At 73.0% G+C, this 15,303-nt stretch carries 12 protein-coding genes; 5 read left to right on the plus strand and 7 right to left on the minus strand.

Going from position 1 to position 15,303, the window contains the following annotated elements:
* Positions 1 to 86 precede the first annotated feature (86 nt).
* The gene (locus tag J8403_RS25500) at positions 87 to 1,466 is read left to right on the plus strand and encodes an acyl-CoA synthetase (protein ID WP_211125198.1); all 1,380 of its coding nucleotides are present in this window, start codon (positions 87 to 89) and stop codon (positions 1,464 to 1,466) included.
* 49 nt (positions 1,467 to 1,515) lie between these two features.
* On the opposite strand, the gene J8403_RS25505 is transcribed toward J8403_RS25500, so the two are convergent.
* Genes J8403_RS25505 through J8403_RS25525 form a run of 5 tightly spaced genes read right to left on the minus strand, consistent with a single transcriptional unit; the run spans position 1,516 to position 6,484 of the window.
* Positions 1,516 to 3,000: a purine-cytosine permease family protein gene (locus J8403_RS25505; RefSeq protein WP_211125199.1), complete on the minus strand. Its 1,485-nt coding sequence runs from the start codon at positions 2,998 to 3,000 to the stop codon at positions 1,516 to 1,518.
* An 18-nt stretch (positions 3,001 to 3,018) separates the two neighbouring features.
* A complete protein-coding gene (locus J8403_RS25510) occupies positions 3,019 to 3,957 on the minus strand; it encodes an ABC transporter substrate-binding protein (protein ID WP_211125200.1) in 939 nt (312 codons plus the stop codon).
* 37 nt (positions 3,958 to 3,994) lie between these two features.
* Positions 3,995 to 4,672, minus strand: a complete 678-nt coding sequence (locus J8403_RS25515; RefSeq protein WP_059145155.1) for an ABC transporter permease — start codon at positions 4,670 to 4,672, stop codon at positions 3,995 to 3,997.
* A gap of 1 nt (position 4,673) precedes the next feature.
* The gene (locus tag J8403_RS25520) at positions 4,674 to 5,315 is read right to left on the minus strand and encodes an ABC transporter permease (protein WP_059145154.1); all 642 of its coding nucleotides are present in this window, start codon (positions 5,313 to 5,315) and stop codon (positions 4,674 to 4,676) included.
* Positions 5,312 to 6,484 (minus strand): ABC transporter ATP-binding protein, encoded by a 1,173-nt coding sequence (locus J8403_RS25525; RefSeq protein ID WP_211128425.1) that lies wholly within the window; start codon positions 6,482 to 6,484, stop codon positions 5,312 to 5,314. Before J8403_RS25525 ends, J8403_RS25520 begins: the two co-directional genes overlap by 4 nt.
* A gap of 160 nt (positions 6,485 to 6,644) precedes the next feature.
* On the opposite strand from J8403_RS25525, the gene J8403_RS25530 reads away from it, so the two are divergent.
* The 3 genes from J8403_RS25530 (at position 6,645) to J8403_RS25540 (ending at position 9,960) form a co-directional block, all read left to right on the plus strand.
* Positions 6,645 to 8,171, plus strand: coding sequence for an aromatic amino acid ammonia-lyase (locus J8403_RS25530; protein ID WP_059145152.1), 1,527 nt, complete (start codon positions 6,645 to 6,647; stop codon positions 8,169 to 8,171).
* 31 nt (positions 8,172 to 8,202) lie between these two features.
* On the plus strand, positions 8,203 to 9,168 hold the full coding sequence (locus J8403_RS25535) for a MurR/RpiR family transcriptional regulator (RefSeq protein WP_246585983.1): 966 nt from the start codon (positions 8,203 to 8,205) through the stop codon (positions 9,166 to 9,168).
* A 204-nt stretch (positions 9,169 to 9,372) separates the two neighbouring features.
* On the plus strand, positions 9,373 to 9,960 hold the full coding sequence (locus J8403_RS25540) for a hypothetical protein (protein WP_211125201.1): 588 nt from the start codon (positions 9,373 to 9,375) through the stop codon (positions 9,958 to 9,960).
* A 536-nt stretch (positions 9,961 to 10,496) separates the two neighbouring features.
* Here the strand turns inward: J8403_RS25540 and J8403_RS25545 are convergent.
* Entirely contained in the window at positions 10,497 to 11,861 is a 1,365-nt protein-coding gene (locus J8403_RS25545) for a type III PLP-dependent enzyme domain-containing protein (protein WP_246585984.1), read from the minus strand.
* Between the two features lie 419 nt (positions 11,862 to 12,280).
* Positions 12,281 to 13,297: an MDR family NADP-dependent oxidoreductase gene (locus J8403_RS25550; RefSeq protein ID WP_211125202.1), complete on the minus strand. Its 1,017-nt coding sequence runs from the start codon at positions 13,295 to 13,297 to the stop codon at positions 12,281 to 12,283.
* A gap of 201 nt (positions 13,298 to 13,498) precedes the next feature.
* Between J8403_RS25550 and hutU the strand changes: the two genes are divergently transcribed.
* On the plus strand, positions 13,499 to 15,157 hold the full coding sequence (gene hutU, locus J8403_RS25555) for a urocanate hydratase (protein ID WP_211125203.1): 1,659 nt from the start codon (positions 13,499 to 13,501) through the stop codon (positions 15,155 to 15,157).
* The last annotated feature ends 146 nt before the right edge of the window (positions 15,158 to 15,303 follow it).

The following is a 15,303-nucleotide window of genomic DNA, read 5'->3' on the forward strand; positions in this document are numbered from 1 at the left end:
GTCGGTAGGGCTAGCCCCCGAAAGACGCGCGGGCGCGAAGAGGTACACCCTGGTACCCCCGGCCCGCTGTGGAAGGAGTCAGTTCCGTGACCGCACCTCTCCTCACGTCCCTCGCCGCGCCCGGCGGCGACCGCCCCGACGCGCTGAGCGTCGGCGGCCGCTCCCTCTCGCGCGAGGAACTGCTCGGTGCCGCGGGCGCGGTGGCGGCCCGTATCGCCGGTGCGCCGGTCGTCGCGGTCCGGGCGACCGCGACCCCGGAGACGGTGGTCGCGGTGGTCGGCGCGCTGCTGGCCGGGGTGCCGGTGGTGCCCGTACCGCCGGACTCCGGCCCGGCCGAACGCGACCACATACTCCGGGACTCGGGCGCCACCCTGCTGCTCACCGGGGAGGCCGTGGAGGCCCCGATCGAGACCGTCCCGGTGGACCCGGCCGAGCGGGCCGCGTGGACGAAGCCGGAGCCGGACGCGGAGTCCACGGCGTTCATCCTCTACACCTCGGGCACCACGGGGGCGCCCAAGGGCGCGCTGATCTCCCGGCGGGCGGTCGCCGCCGACCTGGACGGGCTCGCCGCGGCCTGGGCCTGGACCGCGGAGGACACCCTGGTCCACGGGCTGCCGCTGTTCCATGTGCACGGCCTGGTGCTGGGCGTCCTGGGCGCGCTCCGCACGGGCAGCCGCCTCGTCCACACCGGCAAGCCGACCCCGGCGGCGTACGCGGCCGCGGGCGGCAGCCTCTACTTCGGGGTGCCCACGATCTGGAACCGGATCGTCCAGGACCCGGACTCCGCCCGCACCCTGGCCTCCGCCCGGCTGCTGGTCTCCGGCAGCGCCCCGCTGCCCGCCCCGGTCTTCCGCGACCTCGAACGGCTCACCGGCCAGCGCCCCATCGAGCGCTACGGCATGACCGAGAGCCTCATCACGATCTCCACCCGGGCCGACGGCGAGCGCCGCCCCGGCTACGTCGGCACCCCGCTGGCGGGCATCCGCACCCGGATCGCCACCGAGGAGGGCGCCGAGATCGGCGAACTCCAGCTCACCGGCCCCACCCTCTTCGACGGCTATCTGAACCGGCCCGAGGCCACGGCCGGTTCGTACACCGAGGACGGCTGGTTCCGCACGGGCGACATCGCCGCGGTCGACCCGGACGGCTTCCACCGCATCGTGGGCCGCGCCTCCACCGACATGATCAAGTCCGGCGGCTACCGCATCGGCGCGGGCGAGGTCGAGAACGCCCTCCTGGACCACCCCGCCGTCCGCGAGGCCGCCGTCGTCGGCGCCCCGCACGAGGATCTGGGCCAGGAGATCGTCGCCTACGTCGTGGCCGACGGCATCGGCGAACAGGAGCTGATCGACTTCGTCGCCACCCAGCTCTCCGTCCACAAGCGCCCCCGCAAGGTCCGCTTCCTGGAGGCCCTGCCCCGCAACGCCATGGGCAAGCCCCAGAAGAAGCTCCTGCCCCCGGCCTGACCCGGTCCCTGGCTCCCGGGGGCCCCGCGGTCACCCGGGGGCCTCGCCGTCACCCGGGCTCGGTGGCGTACGGGCGGTCGGGGGTCGGCCCCGGGGCGAGGATCATGTGGTCGGGAACGTGAGCGGTGTCCCGGTGGGCCAGGAGCCAGTAGAGGGCGGCGGGGACGGCGAGGCCGACGAGCCAGGAGATGTCCGCGCCGCCCAGCGGGGCGACGAGGGGGCCGGTGTAGAAGTGCGTTGACAGGAAGGGGAGTTGGGCCAGGACGCCCACCGCGTAGGTGGAGAGGGCCTTCCAGCGCCAGGCGCCGTAGCGGCCGTCCGGGTCGCTGAGGGCGGGGATGTCGTAGCGCTCCTTGGCGATGGCGTAGTAGTCGACGAGGTTGATCGCGCTCCACGGGGTGAAGAAGGTCAGCAGGAACAGCAGGAAGTCCTTGAAGGACGACAGGAAGCTGTCCTTGCCGAGCAGCGCGACCGCCGTGCCCGCGACCATGATCCCGGCGATGTAGGCGGCCCGGCCGCGCGGCGAGAGGGTGGCGTTGCCGCGGAAGCCGCTGATGCTGGTCACCATCGACATGAAGCCGCCGTAGGTGTTCAGGACGTTGATCGTCAGCTTGCCGAGGGCGATGACGAAGTAGAGCAGTGAGGTGATCACGGCCGCGCCGCCGCCGAGGCCGACGATGTAGGAGACCTCGTTGCCGACGAAGGCGTGGCCGGCCGCGGCGGCCGCGAGGGCGCCGAAGGTCATGGACCACTGCGAGCCGAGGACGGTGCCGGCCAGGGTCCAGGAGAAGGTGGCCTTGGGGGAGGTGGCGCGCGGCAGGTAGCGGGAGTAGTCGGCGACGTACGGGCCGAAGGCGAGCTGCCAGGAGGCGGACAGCGACACCGCGAGGAGGAAGAGCGGGAAGTCGAAGGTCCGGTCGTGGAGGAGGGTGGCCAGGTCGGTGCGGTCCAGCAGCCGGATGCCCAGGTAGACGAAGGCCAGGGCGCAGACCACGCCGGCGATCCGGCCCAGGGTGTGGATCAGGCGGTAGCCCACGGCGGCCGCCACACCGGTGATGAGGGCGAAGATGATGATGCCGGTGGTGTCGCCGAGATGGGTGAGTTCGCCGACCGCCTGGCCCGCCAGCACGCTGCCGCTGGCGAAGAAGCCCACGTACATGACGATGACCAGCAGCAGCGGGACGATCGCGCCCCGGACCCCGAACTGGGCCCGGGAGGAGATCATCTGGGGGAGGCCGAGCCGGGGGCCCTGGGCCGAGTGGAGCGCCATGACGGCTCCACCGAGCAGGTTGCCGAGCAGCAGGGCGATGATCGACCAGAAGGCGCCCGCGCCGAAGACGACGGCCAGCGCGCCGGTGACGACGGCGGTGATCTGGAGGTTCGCGCCGAGCCACAGGGTGAACTGGCTGAAGGCGGTGCCATGGCGCTCCGCGTCCGGGACGACGTCGATCGAGCGCTTCTCGACGAGGGAGTCGAGGGCGGCGCGGGAGTCGGTGGCGTCGCGGGAGCCGCGGGAGTCGAGAGAGTCGGTCATGACGGTGTGCTCCTGCCGCTATTTCTTGGTGAGGCCGTTCTTGGCTGCCCAGTCGGCGGCGACCCGGTCCGGGTCCTTCTTGTCGTTGCTCACCAGCTTGTTGAGCCGGGCCAGTTCCTGCGTGGTGAGGGCGCCGCCCAGGCGGGCCAGGGCCTTGCGGACCTTGGCGTCGGCCTTGGCGGAGCGGATGACGGGCACGATGTGCTGGGCGGGGATGAGGGCCTTGGGGTCGGCGAGGATCACCCAGTCGTTGGCCTCGATGTCGGGGTCGGTGGAGAAGAGGTTGGCGACGTCGACATCGCCCTTCTTCAACGCGCCCTTGACCAGGGGGCCGGAGGCGTCGAGGGCCTTGAACTCCTTGAAGGTCACGCCGTAGCGGTCCTTGAGGCCCACCAGGCCGACCACGCGCTTCTTGTCCTCGGCCGGGCCGCCGAAGACCAGCTTGCCGTTCTGCTTGGCCAGGTCGGCGAAGCTGCGCAGACCGTGCTTCTGCGCGGCCTCATGGGTGACGCAGAAGACGTCCTTGTCCTCGGCGGCCGCGTACGACAGGGCCTCCAGGCCGCTGGGGAGGGCGACGGTGAGGGCGTTCTGCAGGTCGCCGGCCTCGGTCTGGGGGGCCTTGTCGTCGAAGTGGAGCAGCAGATTGCCCTGGTACTCGGGGAGCAGATCGATATCGCCCTGCTGGAGGGCGGGGATGACGATCTCGCGGGAGCCGAGGTTGGGCCGCACGCTCGTCTTGATGCCCGCGCCCTTCAGCGCCTCGGCGTAGAGATAGCCCAGCAGCTGGTTCTCGGTGAAGTTGGCGGTGCCGATGACCAGGCCGCCCAGGCTGCTGCCGCCGCCCGAGCCACCGCTGCCGCCGTCGCCCTTGAGCGAGGTGACGCCGCCGCTACAGGCGGCCAGCGCGGGTACGGAGGCGCCGGCGAGCAGGCCGCCGAGCAGTTTCCTGCGGTTCATGGGGTGCTCTCCTCGGATCCGGAGTGGGTCGGTGACGTCAGTGCGCGTGGGCGCGCGGGGGGCGGTTGCGGAACAGCAGGCGTTGCACTCCGGCCAGCGCCAGGTCCAGGGCGATGGCCAGCACGGCGACCAGCACCGCCCCGCCCAGCACCTGCACCAGATCGCGCTGGGCGAGCCCGTCGAAGACGTAGCGGCCGAGCCCGCCGAAGCTGACGTACGCGGCGATGGTGGCGGTGGCCACGACCTGGACGCAGGCCAGCCGCAGCCCGGTCATGATCAGCGGGAGTGCGAGGGGCAGCTCGACCTGGAACAGCACCTGGTACCAGCGCATGCCCTGGCCCCGCGCCGCGTCCCGGACCTCGGGGTCGACGGCGGCCATGCCCGCGTACGTATTGGTGACGATCACCGGGACCGCGAGGGCGACCAGCGAGATGTACACCGGCCACATGCTCAGCCCGCTGGCCAGGAAGACCAGGGTGACCAGGCCGACGGTGGGCAGCGCCCGTCCGAAGCCGGAGAGGTTGATGGCGAGGAACGCGCCGCGTCCGGTGTGCCCGATGAGCAGCCCGACCGGGAGGGCGATGGCGGCGGCGACCAGGGTGGCCAGCAGGGAGTACTGGAGGTGTTCCAGGAGGCGGGTCGCGATGCCGTCGGTCCCGGACCACTGGGAGCCGCTGGTCAGCCAGCGGAGGAGGTCCTTGAGCAGTTCGATCATGTCAGGCACGCCTCCTCAGCCACGGGGTGCACAGCCACTGGATGGTGACCAGCACGGCGTCCGCGACCAGCGCGAGCAGCAGGGACAGAAGGACCCCGGCCACGACGGGGGTGGGGTAGTTGCGCTGGAAGCCGTCGGTGAACAGCTGGCCGAGACCGCCGTACCCGATGTAGCTGGCCACGCTGACCAGGGATATCGCCATCACCGTGGCGACCCGTACGCCCGCCATGATCACCGGGAAGGCGAGCGGCAGCTCGACGGTGAGCAGGGTGCGCAGCGGACGGGCGCCCATCGCGGTGGATGCCTCGCGGACCTTGGTGGGGACGCTGTCGAGCCCCTCCACGGTGTTCCGGAGCAGCACGACCAGGGTGTAGATGGTCAGGCCGGTGATGGCGGTGGTGCGGGTGAGGCCGGTGATCGGCAGCAGCAGGACGAAGATCGCGATGGACGGGATCGTGAACAGGATGTTCGAGAGCCCGAGGAGGAGTCCGCGCAGGGCCCGCACCCGGTGGGCGATCACGGCCAGCGGCAGTGCGATCAGCAGACCGAAGAGGACGGCGGGGACGGCGGTGGAGAGGTGGTCGAGGGTGAGCGTGACCAGGTCGCTTTGGTGATCGGGGAACCAGCCCCAGTCGACGGTCATGCGGTCACGCTCGGGTCGGAGGCCGGGGTGCCCTCGTCGTCGGTCTCGCCATGGGGCGCGGCGGCTTCAGCGGTGCCGGGGGCTTCGTCGGCTTCGGCAGCGTTCTTGAGGGCCGCCGCGCGGCCCGCCTCCGCGTGGCGGCGCCCCGCGAACTCATGTATGCGCTCGCGCCCGGTGACCCCGGTCAGCACGCCGTCGGCGTCCACCCGGGCCACCAGACCGGCGGGGGAGGCCAGCGACTCGTCCAGGGCGGTGAGCAGTGAATCGCCGTCCCGCAGCGCCCGCACCGGCAGCAGCGGCGCCCGGTCGCCCTCCGGCCCCTCGGTGTCGCGCCAGCCCAGCGGCTCACCGCGCTCGGAGGTGACCAGCCGCCAGCGGTCCCCGTCGGCGGGGACGGGCTCCCGCGGCAGATCCGCGAGAGTGGACAGGGAGAGCAGCTTCAGCCCGCGCTCGGCGCCCAGGAAGCCCGCCACGAAGTCGTCGGCGGGGCTCGCCAGCAGTTCGGCGGGGGGTGCGCACTGGACGAGATGGCCGCCGGTGCGGAAGATCGCGATGCGGTCGCCGAGCCGTACCGCCTCGTCGATGTCGTGGGTGACGAAGACGACCGTCTTGCGCAGCTCGCTCTGCAGCCGCAGCAGCTCGTTCTGGAGCTGGGTCCGTACGACCGGGTCGACCGCGCCGAACGGCTCGTCCATCAGCAGCACCGGCGGATCGGCGGCCAGCGCGCGGGCCACCCCGACGCGCTGCTGCTGACCGCCCGAGAGCTGGTGCGGATAGCGCTTGCCGGAGTCGCCGGGCAGCCCGACCAGCTCCAGCAGCTCGGCGGCGCGGGTCCGCGCCTTGCGGCGGCCCCAGCCCAGCAGCAGCGGGACGGTGGCGATGTTGTCGAGGATCGTACGGTGCGGGAAGAGCCCGGCCTGCTGGATCACATAGCCGATGCCGCGCCGCAGCTCGGCGGCGTCCGCCGCGAGGACATCACGCCCGGCCACGCTCACCGTGCCGCTGCTCGGCTCGACCATGCGGTTGACCATGCGGAGGGTGGTGGTCTTGCCGCAGCCCGAGGAGCCGACAAGAACCGTGATGCCCCCTTCCGGGAGTTCGAGGCTGAGCCGGTCCACGGCTGTGGTGCCGTTCGGGTAGTGCTTACTGACGTCCTTGAAGCTGATCATCCGCTTCCCCTTGCCCTGTCTGCATATAGTCATGCACAGTCATAGTCGAGTGAATAGAAGTCAAGAGGTCTGCGTTAATCACCGGTTACTTCTGCTCGCGATGTGGACGAAGTGCCTGGCGGCTGGCCCGGAATGGGCGTTTCGAGAGGGGTTGCCCTGGATGTTGTCTCACATGCTGGATGCTGATGCCGCGGCGGCCGAGGGCACAGGCGGCACAGCTCAGCGCATCACATTGGACGGCCGGAGCCTACGCGTCGTCGATATCGCCCGCTTGGCCGACCGCGTCAGCCGGCCCGCGGCGCCCGACCCGACCGCGCTCGCCCTGGCCGAGCGCGCCTGGGAGACCGCGGACCGGCTGGCCGCCACCGGGCGCGTCTACGGCCGGAGCACCGGCGTGGGCGCCAACCGTACCGAGGACGTCGGCCCGGCCGACTCCGACCACGGGCTGCGGCTGCTGCGCAGCCACGCGGGCGCGATCGGCGCACCGCTGCCCGCGCGCGAGGTGCGCGCCATGATGACCGTCCGCGCCAATCAGCTGCTGGCGGGCGGCGCCGGACTGCGCCCCGCCGTCGTCACCGCGCTGGTCGAGGGGCTCGACAGCGGCGCCCACCCGGTGATCAACGAATACGGCGCGGTCGGCACCGGGGACCTCGCCGCGCTCGCCCAGACCGGTCTCGCGCTCGTCGGCGAGCACCCCTGGGACCTCACCGAGGCCGCCCCGGGGCGCCGCGCCCCCGACCCGATCGTGCTCGACAGCAACGACGCACTCGCGCTCATCAGCAGCAACGCCCTCACCCTCGGCCAGTCCGCGCTCGCCCTCGCCGAGCTGCGGCGGCTGCTGTCCGCCTCGCTCTCGGTGGCCGCGCTCTCGCTGATCGCGGTCGGCGGGTCGTACGAGGCGTACGCCGAACCCGTGCACGCCGCCCGGCCGCACCCCGGCTCCGTCGAGGCCGCCGCCCGGATGCGCGCCCTGCTGGGCGCTCCGGCCCGGCCCACCCCACCGCTCGGGCGCATACAGGACCCGTACGGCTTCCGCTGTCTGCCGCAGATCCACGGACCGGCGCTGGACGCGGCGGAGGCGCTGGAGCGGGTGCTGACCGTCGACTTCAACGCGGCCACCGAGAACCCGCTGATCAGCTCCGCCGACGAGGCCGCCTACCACCACGGCAACTTCTACGCCGCGCACGCCGCCCTCGCCCTGGACGCCTTCCGGCTCGCCGCGCTGCAGACCGCCCGGCTCTCCACGGCCCGGCTCGCCGCGCTCAGCGAACCCGACTTCACCCGGCTGCGCCCCTTCCTCGGCGACGCCGCGCCCGCCAGCTCGGGCGTGATGATCCTCGAATACGCGGCGGGGGCGGCCCTCGGCGAGATGCGCGCGGTCTCCCACCCCGCCTCGCTGGGCCATGCCGTGCTCTCCCGCGGTGTCGAGGAACAGGCCAGCTTCGCCTCGCTCGGCGCCCGCCAGACGCTCCGCGTCGCCGACCACTACCGGCTGGTGCTGGGCTGCGAACTGGTCGCGGCGGTACGGGCGTTGCGCCAGCGCGGTCTGGAACCGGACCCGGAGCTCCCGGCCGGTGTCGCCTTCGCCATGGCGTCGGAAGTGCTCGATCCCCGCATGGAGGACCGGCCGTTGACGGAGGATGTGGCGGTGGCCGCGCGCCTGCTCGACCGGCTGGCAGGGGTATGAGGGACGAGGGTACGAGGGTCAGGAGGACGCGATGAGTACGGACCATGGGGTGAGCGACGGGGTGAGCGGTGCCCGGATGGCGCCACCGGGGGTGCCGGTGGGCGCGGGCGGTCCGGTCGCTGCGACGGCCGCTTCGGCGGGTTCGGTCGCCTCGGCCGCTTCCGGTGCCTCGACCGCCGCCCGGCTGCAGGCGCTCTTCGAGGGCCACCGGCTGACCCCGACCCAGCGGCGGATCGCCCACTGCATGGTGCGGCGGGCCGCGGACGCGCCGTTCCTCTCCAGCGTCGAGCTGGCCGAACTCGCGGGCGTCAGCCAGCCGTCCGTGACCCGCTTCGCGGTCGCCCTCGGCTTCGACGGCTATCCGGCGCTGCGCAAGCATCTGCGCGATGTCGCCCCCGCCGAGCCGGAGGCGGACGAGGGGTCGTACAACGAGTACCAGCAGGCCGTGCAGTCCGAGATCGACAATCTGCGCCATCTCGCCGCGCTGCTGGCCGACCCCGCCCCCGTCGTCCGGGCCGGCCGGCTGCTCGCCGACTCCCGCCCGCTGCTGGTCCTCGGGCTGCGCGCCGCCTCCGCGCAGGCGCGCGGCTTCAGCTACTTCGCGGGCAAGGTCCATCCGGACGTGCGGCTGCTCGACGAGGGCGGCACGATGCTCGCCGACCGCGTCGACGCGGCGAAGCGCGCGGGCGCCACGGCGCTGCTGTGCTTCGCGCTGCCGCGGCATCCGCGGGAGGTCGTGGAGGGGCTGGAGTACGCCCAGGAGGCGGGGCTGACCGTGGTCGCCGTCGCCGACAGCGCCTTCGCCCCGATCGCCCGCCACAGCGATCTGCTGCTGCCCGCGGCGGTCGGCACGGGCCTGGCCTTCGACACCGCGTGTGCGCCGATGCTGCTGGGGCGGGTGCTGCTGGAGGCGATGTGCGACGCGCTGCCGGATGCGCAGGCGCGGCTGGAGGAGTTCGACGCGAAGGCGGCGGAGCGGGGACTGTTCGTGGAGTGAGCGGCCGAGCCGCGGCTGAAGCGGGGTTGAGGGCTCTCGGGGTCCTGACGGCTCTCGGGGCCTGTGGGCTCTTGGGCTGCTCGGGTTTTCCGGCCCGCTCTGTGTCCCGATCCCGTCCCTCTCACCCAATTCTCAGGCATCCTGGCTAGATTCCTCGATTCGACAGGGATTCATCAGGGATTCGCCAGGGTGAGGAGGTCGGTCGTGGGGCGCGGGGCGTATGCGCTGGCACGGGCGGCGGTTGTCGTGAGGGCCCCTGCGGGGTGGCTGTGGTGGCCCGGTGTGCTGGCCGCGGGGATCGGAGCGCTGGTGCCGGGGCTGACCGGGCGCCGGATCGGAGTGCTCGCCGGGGCGGCGCTCTTCCTGATCGCCGCGGTCGTGGTGTTCGTGATGCGCAGGAAGCGGTATCTGGAGCTGGCGCGCGGTGCCTCGCGTGCCGGCAAGTCGGTCTTCCTCCAGGACCGCGCGGTGACCGTAAGGACGCGCCGACGCGCCCTGCGGTGGTGGCTGCTGCTGGCCTTCCTCGCCGCGATCGGCTCGTCCTTCGCCGTTCCGGCGGCGGGCGGGATGCTGCTGGCGGGGCTCGGCGCCGGGCTGTGGGCCAAGGCGCTGTGGCTGGGCCGCTGGGAGCGCGCGAACGAGGTGCTGCTGTGGGTCCGCACCGAGCGGGTCTCCGGCGGGCGCCCCGCGGGCAAGGCGGTGGACGCCTACCAGACGACGGGCATCGTGGCCGGCGACGCGGGGCCGGGCGGCGCGAGGCGCTCCCGCGCGATGGCGGCGGCCGGGCGCTGAGAAGTGCCCGGCGTCGAGGGTCGCCTCTGAGGGGGTCTGAGGGGGTCTGAGGGGGTTGCCCCGGCGGGGTTGCGCGGCGTGGGTCGGTGCGGCGCCGTCTCGCGCCTTCGGCGCCTTGAGCATGGGGGCGGGGGTGCCCTGGCCGGGGTCCGTCGCCGACGGCCCGCCCGTGGGGGCGGGCCCGGTCGCGGCGCCCCTCCGGCCCGGGCTTCGCGCCGCTCCGGACTGCCGGGGGGTTGGGTACCCCTCTCGAAAATGTTTGACAAATTAGTTGCGCCAGATCAAGCGTTTTCCTGAAGGGGGTACCCCCGCCCCCGGTGGAGGGGGCCGGGCCACGCGGGGCCCGCAGTCCGGCAACGGCCTCGGCTCCGGGTCACAGAGGCCGCCACCGGGCTTCGCCCCCACCTGGCCGGTGGTCGGCGACGTGGCCCGCGCCCGCCCCCACCTGGCCCGATGCTCAATCAACGCCAGCCCAGACGAAAGCGCCACCTGTACGGTTCGGACTTCGGAGCCCCACAGCCTGGGCGCCCCGCGCCCTACCGCAACCGGCTCAGGCCCAGCGCATGCTTCGCACCGCTCTCGGTCACGATCTCGTCCACCGTCTGCGGCTCCCGTACCGTCGCGAAGCGCACATCGCCGTCGGGACTCGTCGCGTCGAAGCCGTAGATCCCGGGGCGGGGCAGGCTGTTGTACGCGAAGTGGTTGGAGAAGTAGTACGCGCCGGTGTCCAGCAGGCCGACCAGATCGCCCGCCGCCAGCTCCGGCAGGGGCCGGTCGCGGGCGACCAGGTCGCCCGCGAAACAGCAGGGACCGGCGATGTCCTGGGGCACCTGGCCGTCGGAGGAGCCCCCGGCCTTGGGGCGGCCCTCCGGGTCGTAGGCCGTGACGCGCAGGGGCCAGGCCTCGGGGGCGAAGACCGTACGGGTGGCGAGCTGGGCGCCCGCGTGGGTGACCGCGATCGGGCGGCCGCCCGCGGACTTGGCGTACTCGACCCGCGCCAGCACCAGGCCGGACTTGGCCAGGAGGGACCGCCCGAACTCGGTGACCAGCTTGTACCGCCCGTCGAAGAGGCCCGGCACGGTGGTCCGCAGCAGCTGTGCGTACTCCCGGTAGCTGGGGGTGATCTCGTCGGAGGCGAAGTTCACCGGGAGGCCGCCGCCGATGTCGAGGGCGTCGATCTGCTGTCGGCCGACCGCCCCGTTGATCTCTTCGGCCAGTTCATAGGCGACCCGTATGCCCGCCGCCATCAGCTCCAGCGGACAGCCCTGGGAGCCGACGTGGGCGTGCAGCCGGGTGAGCCAGGGGCGCTCGGCGAAGGCGCGGACGACCCACTCGCGCGCCCCCGGGTCCTGGAGGGCGACGCCGAACTTGGAGGTCGCGGTGGCCGTGCTCATCGCGTCGATGCTGCCGCCGCCCACCTGCGGGTTGATCCGCAGGCCCAGGGGCGCGGGCGGGTCCGCGCTGTGCCCCACCAGCGCGCCGAGCCGGTCCAGCTCCTGTGGGTTGTCGGCGTTGACGGCGATGCCCAGGTCGAGGGCCTCGCACAGCTCCGCGGGGGTCTTGGCGGGGGAGTCCAGGACGATCCGGTCGGGGGTCACCCCCGCCGCGCGGGCCAGCGCCAGCTCGCCGGGGCTGGCCACCTCGCAGCCCAGGCCCTCGTCGGCCAGCAGCCGCAGGACCGGGACGAGCGCGGCGGCCTTGACCGCGAACGCGTGCAGCACGGGGGTGCCGGGCGTGACGACGTCCTCGAAGGCCGCGCGCAGTTCGGCCGCGGCGGCGCGGATCCCGGCCACGTCCAGCAGCCCGACGACGGGCCGATCCGGGCCCAGCAGCCCCTGCTCCACGGCGGCCCGAACGGCCCGTTCGCGCCGGGCGGCCATCGTCACCGGTTTCGAAGTCATGGCCTCAGCCAACCATCCGGGGACGGCTGCGGACCAACTGCCCCGGGGCCGTTCCCGGGGCCGTTCCCAGAGCCGTTCCGGGGGTCTTGCCCGGCGTCGGCCGCGAGCCCCGACAGCAGCGCCAGGCGCCCAGCCGATTCGTGCTCTCCGCCATACCTCCACGCTAGGCGCCCGGCGCGGTCTGAGCCTGCCCTGGTGGCTCCGAGGATGCGTGGGGCCCGGCTGGGGGCGATGGGCGAGGTGACGCTGGGGGCATGAACCATGACGAAACGCGCATCACGTCGGAGCGGCTCATGGCCTCGGACCGACCGCGCTCGGCCACCCGCACCAGCCCCGCCCCGAGGGTTCCCCGGCAGGCACCCCGCCCGAGGGCTCCACCCCGGCACACCGGGCTACAGCTCCAGCACACCGTCCGAGGGCTACAGCTCCACCAGCACCGCCCCGAGGTGACGGCCCGCCACCAACTCGCACAGCGCGCGCGGCGCTTGGCCGATCCCCGTCAGCCGGGTGTACGGATAGCTGAGGGTGCCCTCGCGCAGCGCCCGGCCGAACTCGCGCGTGTACGCGGGCATGGCGTCCTGGTGGTCCATCGCGCTGATGCCGCGCAGGGTGATGCCCCGGGCGATGAGCGCCAGGGTGCTGATCCCGGTCGGGGCCGACGCGTCGTCGGACAGCTGCGCGGCCAGCGCGCCGACCAGGGCGAAACGGGCGTTGCGGCGGGCCACCGCCAGGGCGGCCCGCAGCTGTTCGCCGCCGACGGTGTCGAGGAGGACGTCGATGCCGTCGGGGGCGGCCGCGCGCAGTTGCTCCTCGATCGGTCCGGCGCCGCGGAGGACGACCGCGTCGTAGCCCAGCTCCCGCGTCAGCCGGTCGGCCTTGTCGTGGGAGCCGGTGGAGCCGACGACCCGTTCGGCGCCGTGCAGCCGGGCGAACTGCCCGGCCAGGGAGCCCACGCCGCCCGCCGCGCCGGTGACGAACACCGTGTCGCCGCGCCGTACCCCGGCCCCGCGCACCACCCCCAGCCAGGCGGCGAACCCCTGCGACAGATGGGCGGCGGGGTCCGGCAGCGCCTCGGGGTCGATGGACGCCGCCTGCGCGGCGTCGAGCAGCGCGTATTCGCGCCAGCCCGCGCGGTGGCGGACGAGGGTCCCGGGGGCGAGCTCCGTGCCCGGCGCGCGGAGAACCTCGCCGAGGGCAGGGCCCCGCATCACCTCGCCGGTCTTGTGCGGCGGCCGGGGAAGGCCGAGGGTGTCGGGGTCGGCGAGGGTGAGCGGGCGCATCACGGCGGAGACGCTCATCAGCCGGTTGCGCACCAGCACCTGACCGGGGCCGGGGCTGGGGACGGGAGCGGTGACGACCTCGAAGTGAGCGGGGGTGAGTGCCCCTTCGGGCAGGGCCGCCAGACGGACCTCGCGGTGGGTCGCGGGAAGGGACACGCAGGGCTCCTCGGCGGGCGGAGCGGACACCTTCCGGTGACGCTACCCCGGGGGGCCGGACCGTGCCGTTCGCGTCGCCCGCGAGCCCGCGCCGCTGAACCACCCGGGTGTATGCGCAGCTCCGCGGTATTGACTAGTCATATTCATCGGCATCAAGATGTGAATAACTCGATCCAATCGATGGCAGGGAGGCTTGGCCCCATGACAGGACCGCGACCCGTACGGGCGCCGCGTGGTGCAGAGCTCAGCGCTCGGGGGTGGCAGCAGGAAGCCGCCCTGCGGATGCTGCAGAACAACCTCGATCCGGAGGTCGCCGAGCACCCCGACAAGCTCGTCGTCTACGGCGGCACCGGTAAGGCGGCCCGCGACTGGCGCTCGTTCGACGCCATGGTCCGCACCCTGCGCACGCTCAAGCAGGACGAGACGATGCTGGTCCAGTCGGGCCGCCCGGTGGGCGTCATGCAGACGCACGAATGGGCGCCGCGGGTGCTGATCGCCAACTCCAACCTGGTCGGCGACTGGGCCAACTGGGAGGAGTTCCGCCGCCTGGAGGCGCTGGGCCTGACCATGTACGGCCAGATGACCGCGGGCTCCTGGATCTACATCGGCACCCAGGGCATCCTCCAGGGCACCTACGAGACCTTCGCGGCCGTGGCGGCCAAGAAGTTTCACGGCACCCTGGCCGGGACGATCACCCTCACCGCGGGCCTCGGCGGCATGGGCGGCGCCCAGCCGCTGGCCGTCACCATGAACGACGGCGTCGCGATCTGCATCGACTGCGACCCGCGTGCCATCGAGCGCCGTATCGAGCACCGCTACCTGGACGTCCGCGCCGACAGCCTGGACCACGCGCTGCAGCTGGCCACCGAGGCGCGCGACGCCCGGCGCCCCCTGTCGATCGGCGTGCTGGGCAACGCGGCCGAGCTGGTCCCGCAGCTCCTCGCGATGAACGCCCCGATCGACATCGTCACCGACCAGACCAGCGCCCACGACCCGCTGTCGTATCTGCCGATCGGCGTGGACTTCGACGAGATGGCGTCGTACGCCGCCGAGAAGCCCGCCGACTTCACCCAGCGGGCGCGCGAGGCGATGGCCCGCCACGTGGAGGCCATGGTCGGCTTCATGGACGCGGGCGCCGAGGTCTTCGACTACGGCAACTCGATCCGCGGCGAGGCCCAGCTCGCGGGCTACGACCGCGCCTTCGCCTTCCCCGGCTTCGTGCCCGCCTACATCCGGCCGCTGTTCTGCGAGGGCAAGGGCCCCTTCCGCTGGGCCGCCCTGTCCGGCGACGCGAGGGACATCGCGGCCACGGACAAGGCGATGCTGGAGCTGTTCCCGGAGAACGAGTCGCTGGCCCGCTGGATCAAGATGGCGGGGGAGCGGGTCCACTTCCAGGGGCTGCCCGCGCGTATCTGCTGGCTCGGCTACGGCGAGCGCGACAAGGCGGGCGAGCGGTTCAACGAGATGGTCGCCGACGGCACGCTCGCCGCACCGCTGGCGATCGGCCGCGACCACCTCGACTGCGGCTCGGTGGCCTCCCCGTACCGCGAGACCGAGGCCATGCTGGACGGCTCGGACGCGATCGCCGACTGGCCGCTGCTCAACGCCATGGTCAACGTGGCCTCGGGCGCGTCCTGGGTCTCCATCCACCACGGCGGCGGCGTCGGCATGGGCCGCTCGATCCACGCGGGCCAGGTCACGGTCGCCGACGGCACGGCGCTGGCGGGCGAGAAGATCCGCCGGGTGCTGACGAACGACCCCGGCATGGGCGTGATCCGCCACGTGGACGCGGGCTACGACCGCGCGGACGAGGTGGCGGAGGAGCGGAACGTACGGATCCCGATGAGGGAGACGGAGTGACTGTTGTGGGCAATCGTCCCGCGGAGGGGGTACCTCCCAGCGGTAGCTGGGGGAGGGACGGGTGGGCACAACCCACCCACCGGCCCGTACTCGCACATGAAACGGAGGCTGAGACGGGCGTGGGCGCACCCAACACGACCGGCGCG

Source organism: Streptomyces yatensis (assembly GCF_018069625.1).
GTDB classification, from domain to species: Bacteria; Actinomycetota; Actinomycetes; order Streptomycetales; family Streptomycetaceae; genus Streptomyces; species Streptomyces yatensis.

Coding starts and splice junctions, on each gene's coding strand:
- J8403_RS25520 (WP_059145154.1), bottom strand. CDS start 5,315: ATGACCGTCGACTGGGGCTGGTTCCCCGATCACCAAAGCGACCTGGTC.
- J8403_RS25530 (WP_059145152.1), top strand. CDS start 6,645: ATGTTGTCTCACATGCTGGATGCTGATGCCGCGGCGGCCGAGGGCACA.
- J8403_RS25525 (WP_211128425.1), bottom strand. CDS start 6,484: ATGATCAGCTTCAAGGACGTCAGTAAGCACTACCCGAACGGCACCACA.
- hutU (WP_211125203.1), top strand. CDS start 13,499: ATGACAGGACCGCGACCCGTACGGGCGCCGCGTGGTGCAGAGCTCAGC.
- J8403_RS25545 (WP_246585984.1), bottom strand. CDS start 11,861: ATGACTTCGAAACCGGTGACGATGGCCGCCCGGCGCGAACGGGCCGTT.
- J8403_RS25535 (WP_246585983.1), top strand. CDS start 8,203: ATGAGTACGGACCATGGGGTGAGCGACGGGGTGAGCGGTGCCCGGATG.
- J8403_RS25515 (WP_059145155.1), bottom strand. CDS start 4,672: ATGATCGAACTGCTCAAGGACCTCCTCCGCTGGCTGACCAGCGGCTCC.
- J8403_RS25505 (WP_211125199.1), bottom strand. CDS start 3,000: ATGACCGACTCTCTCGACTCCCGCGGCTCCCGCGACGCCACCGACTCC.
- J8403_RS25510 (WP_211125200.1), bottom strand. CDS start 3,957: ATGAACCGCAGGAAACTGCTCGGCGGCCTGCTCGCCGGCGCCTCCGTA.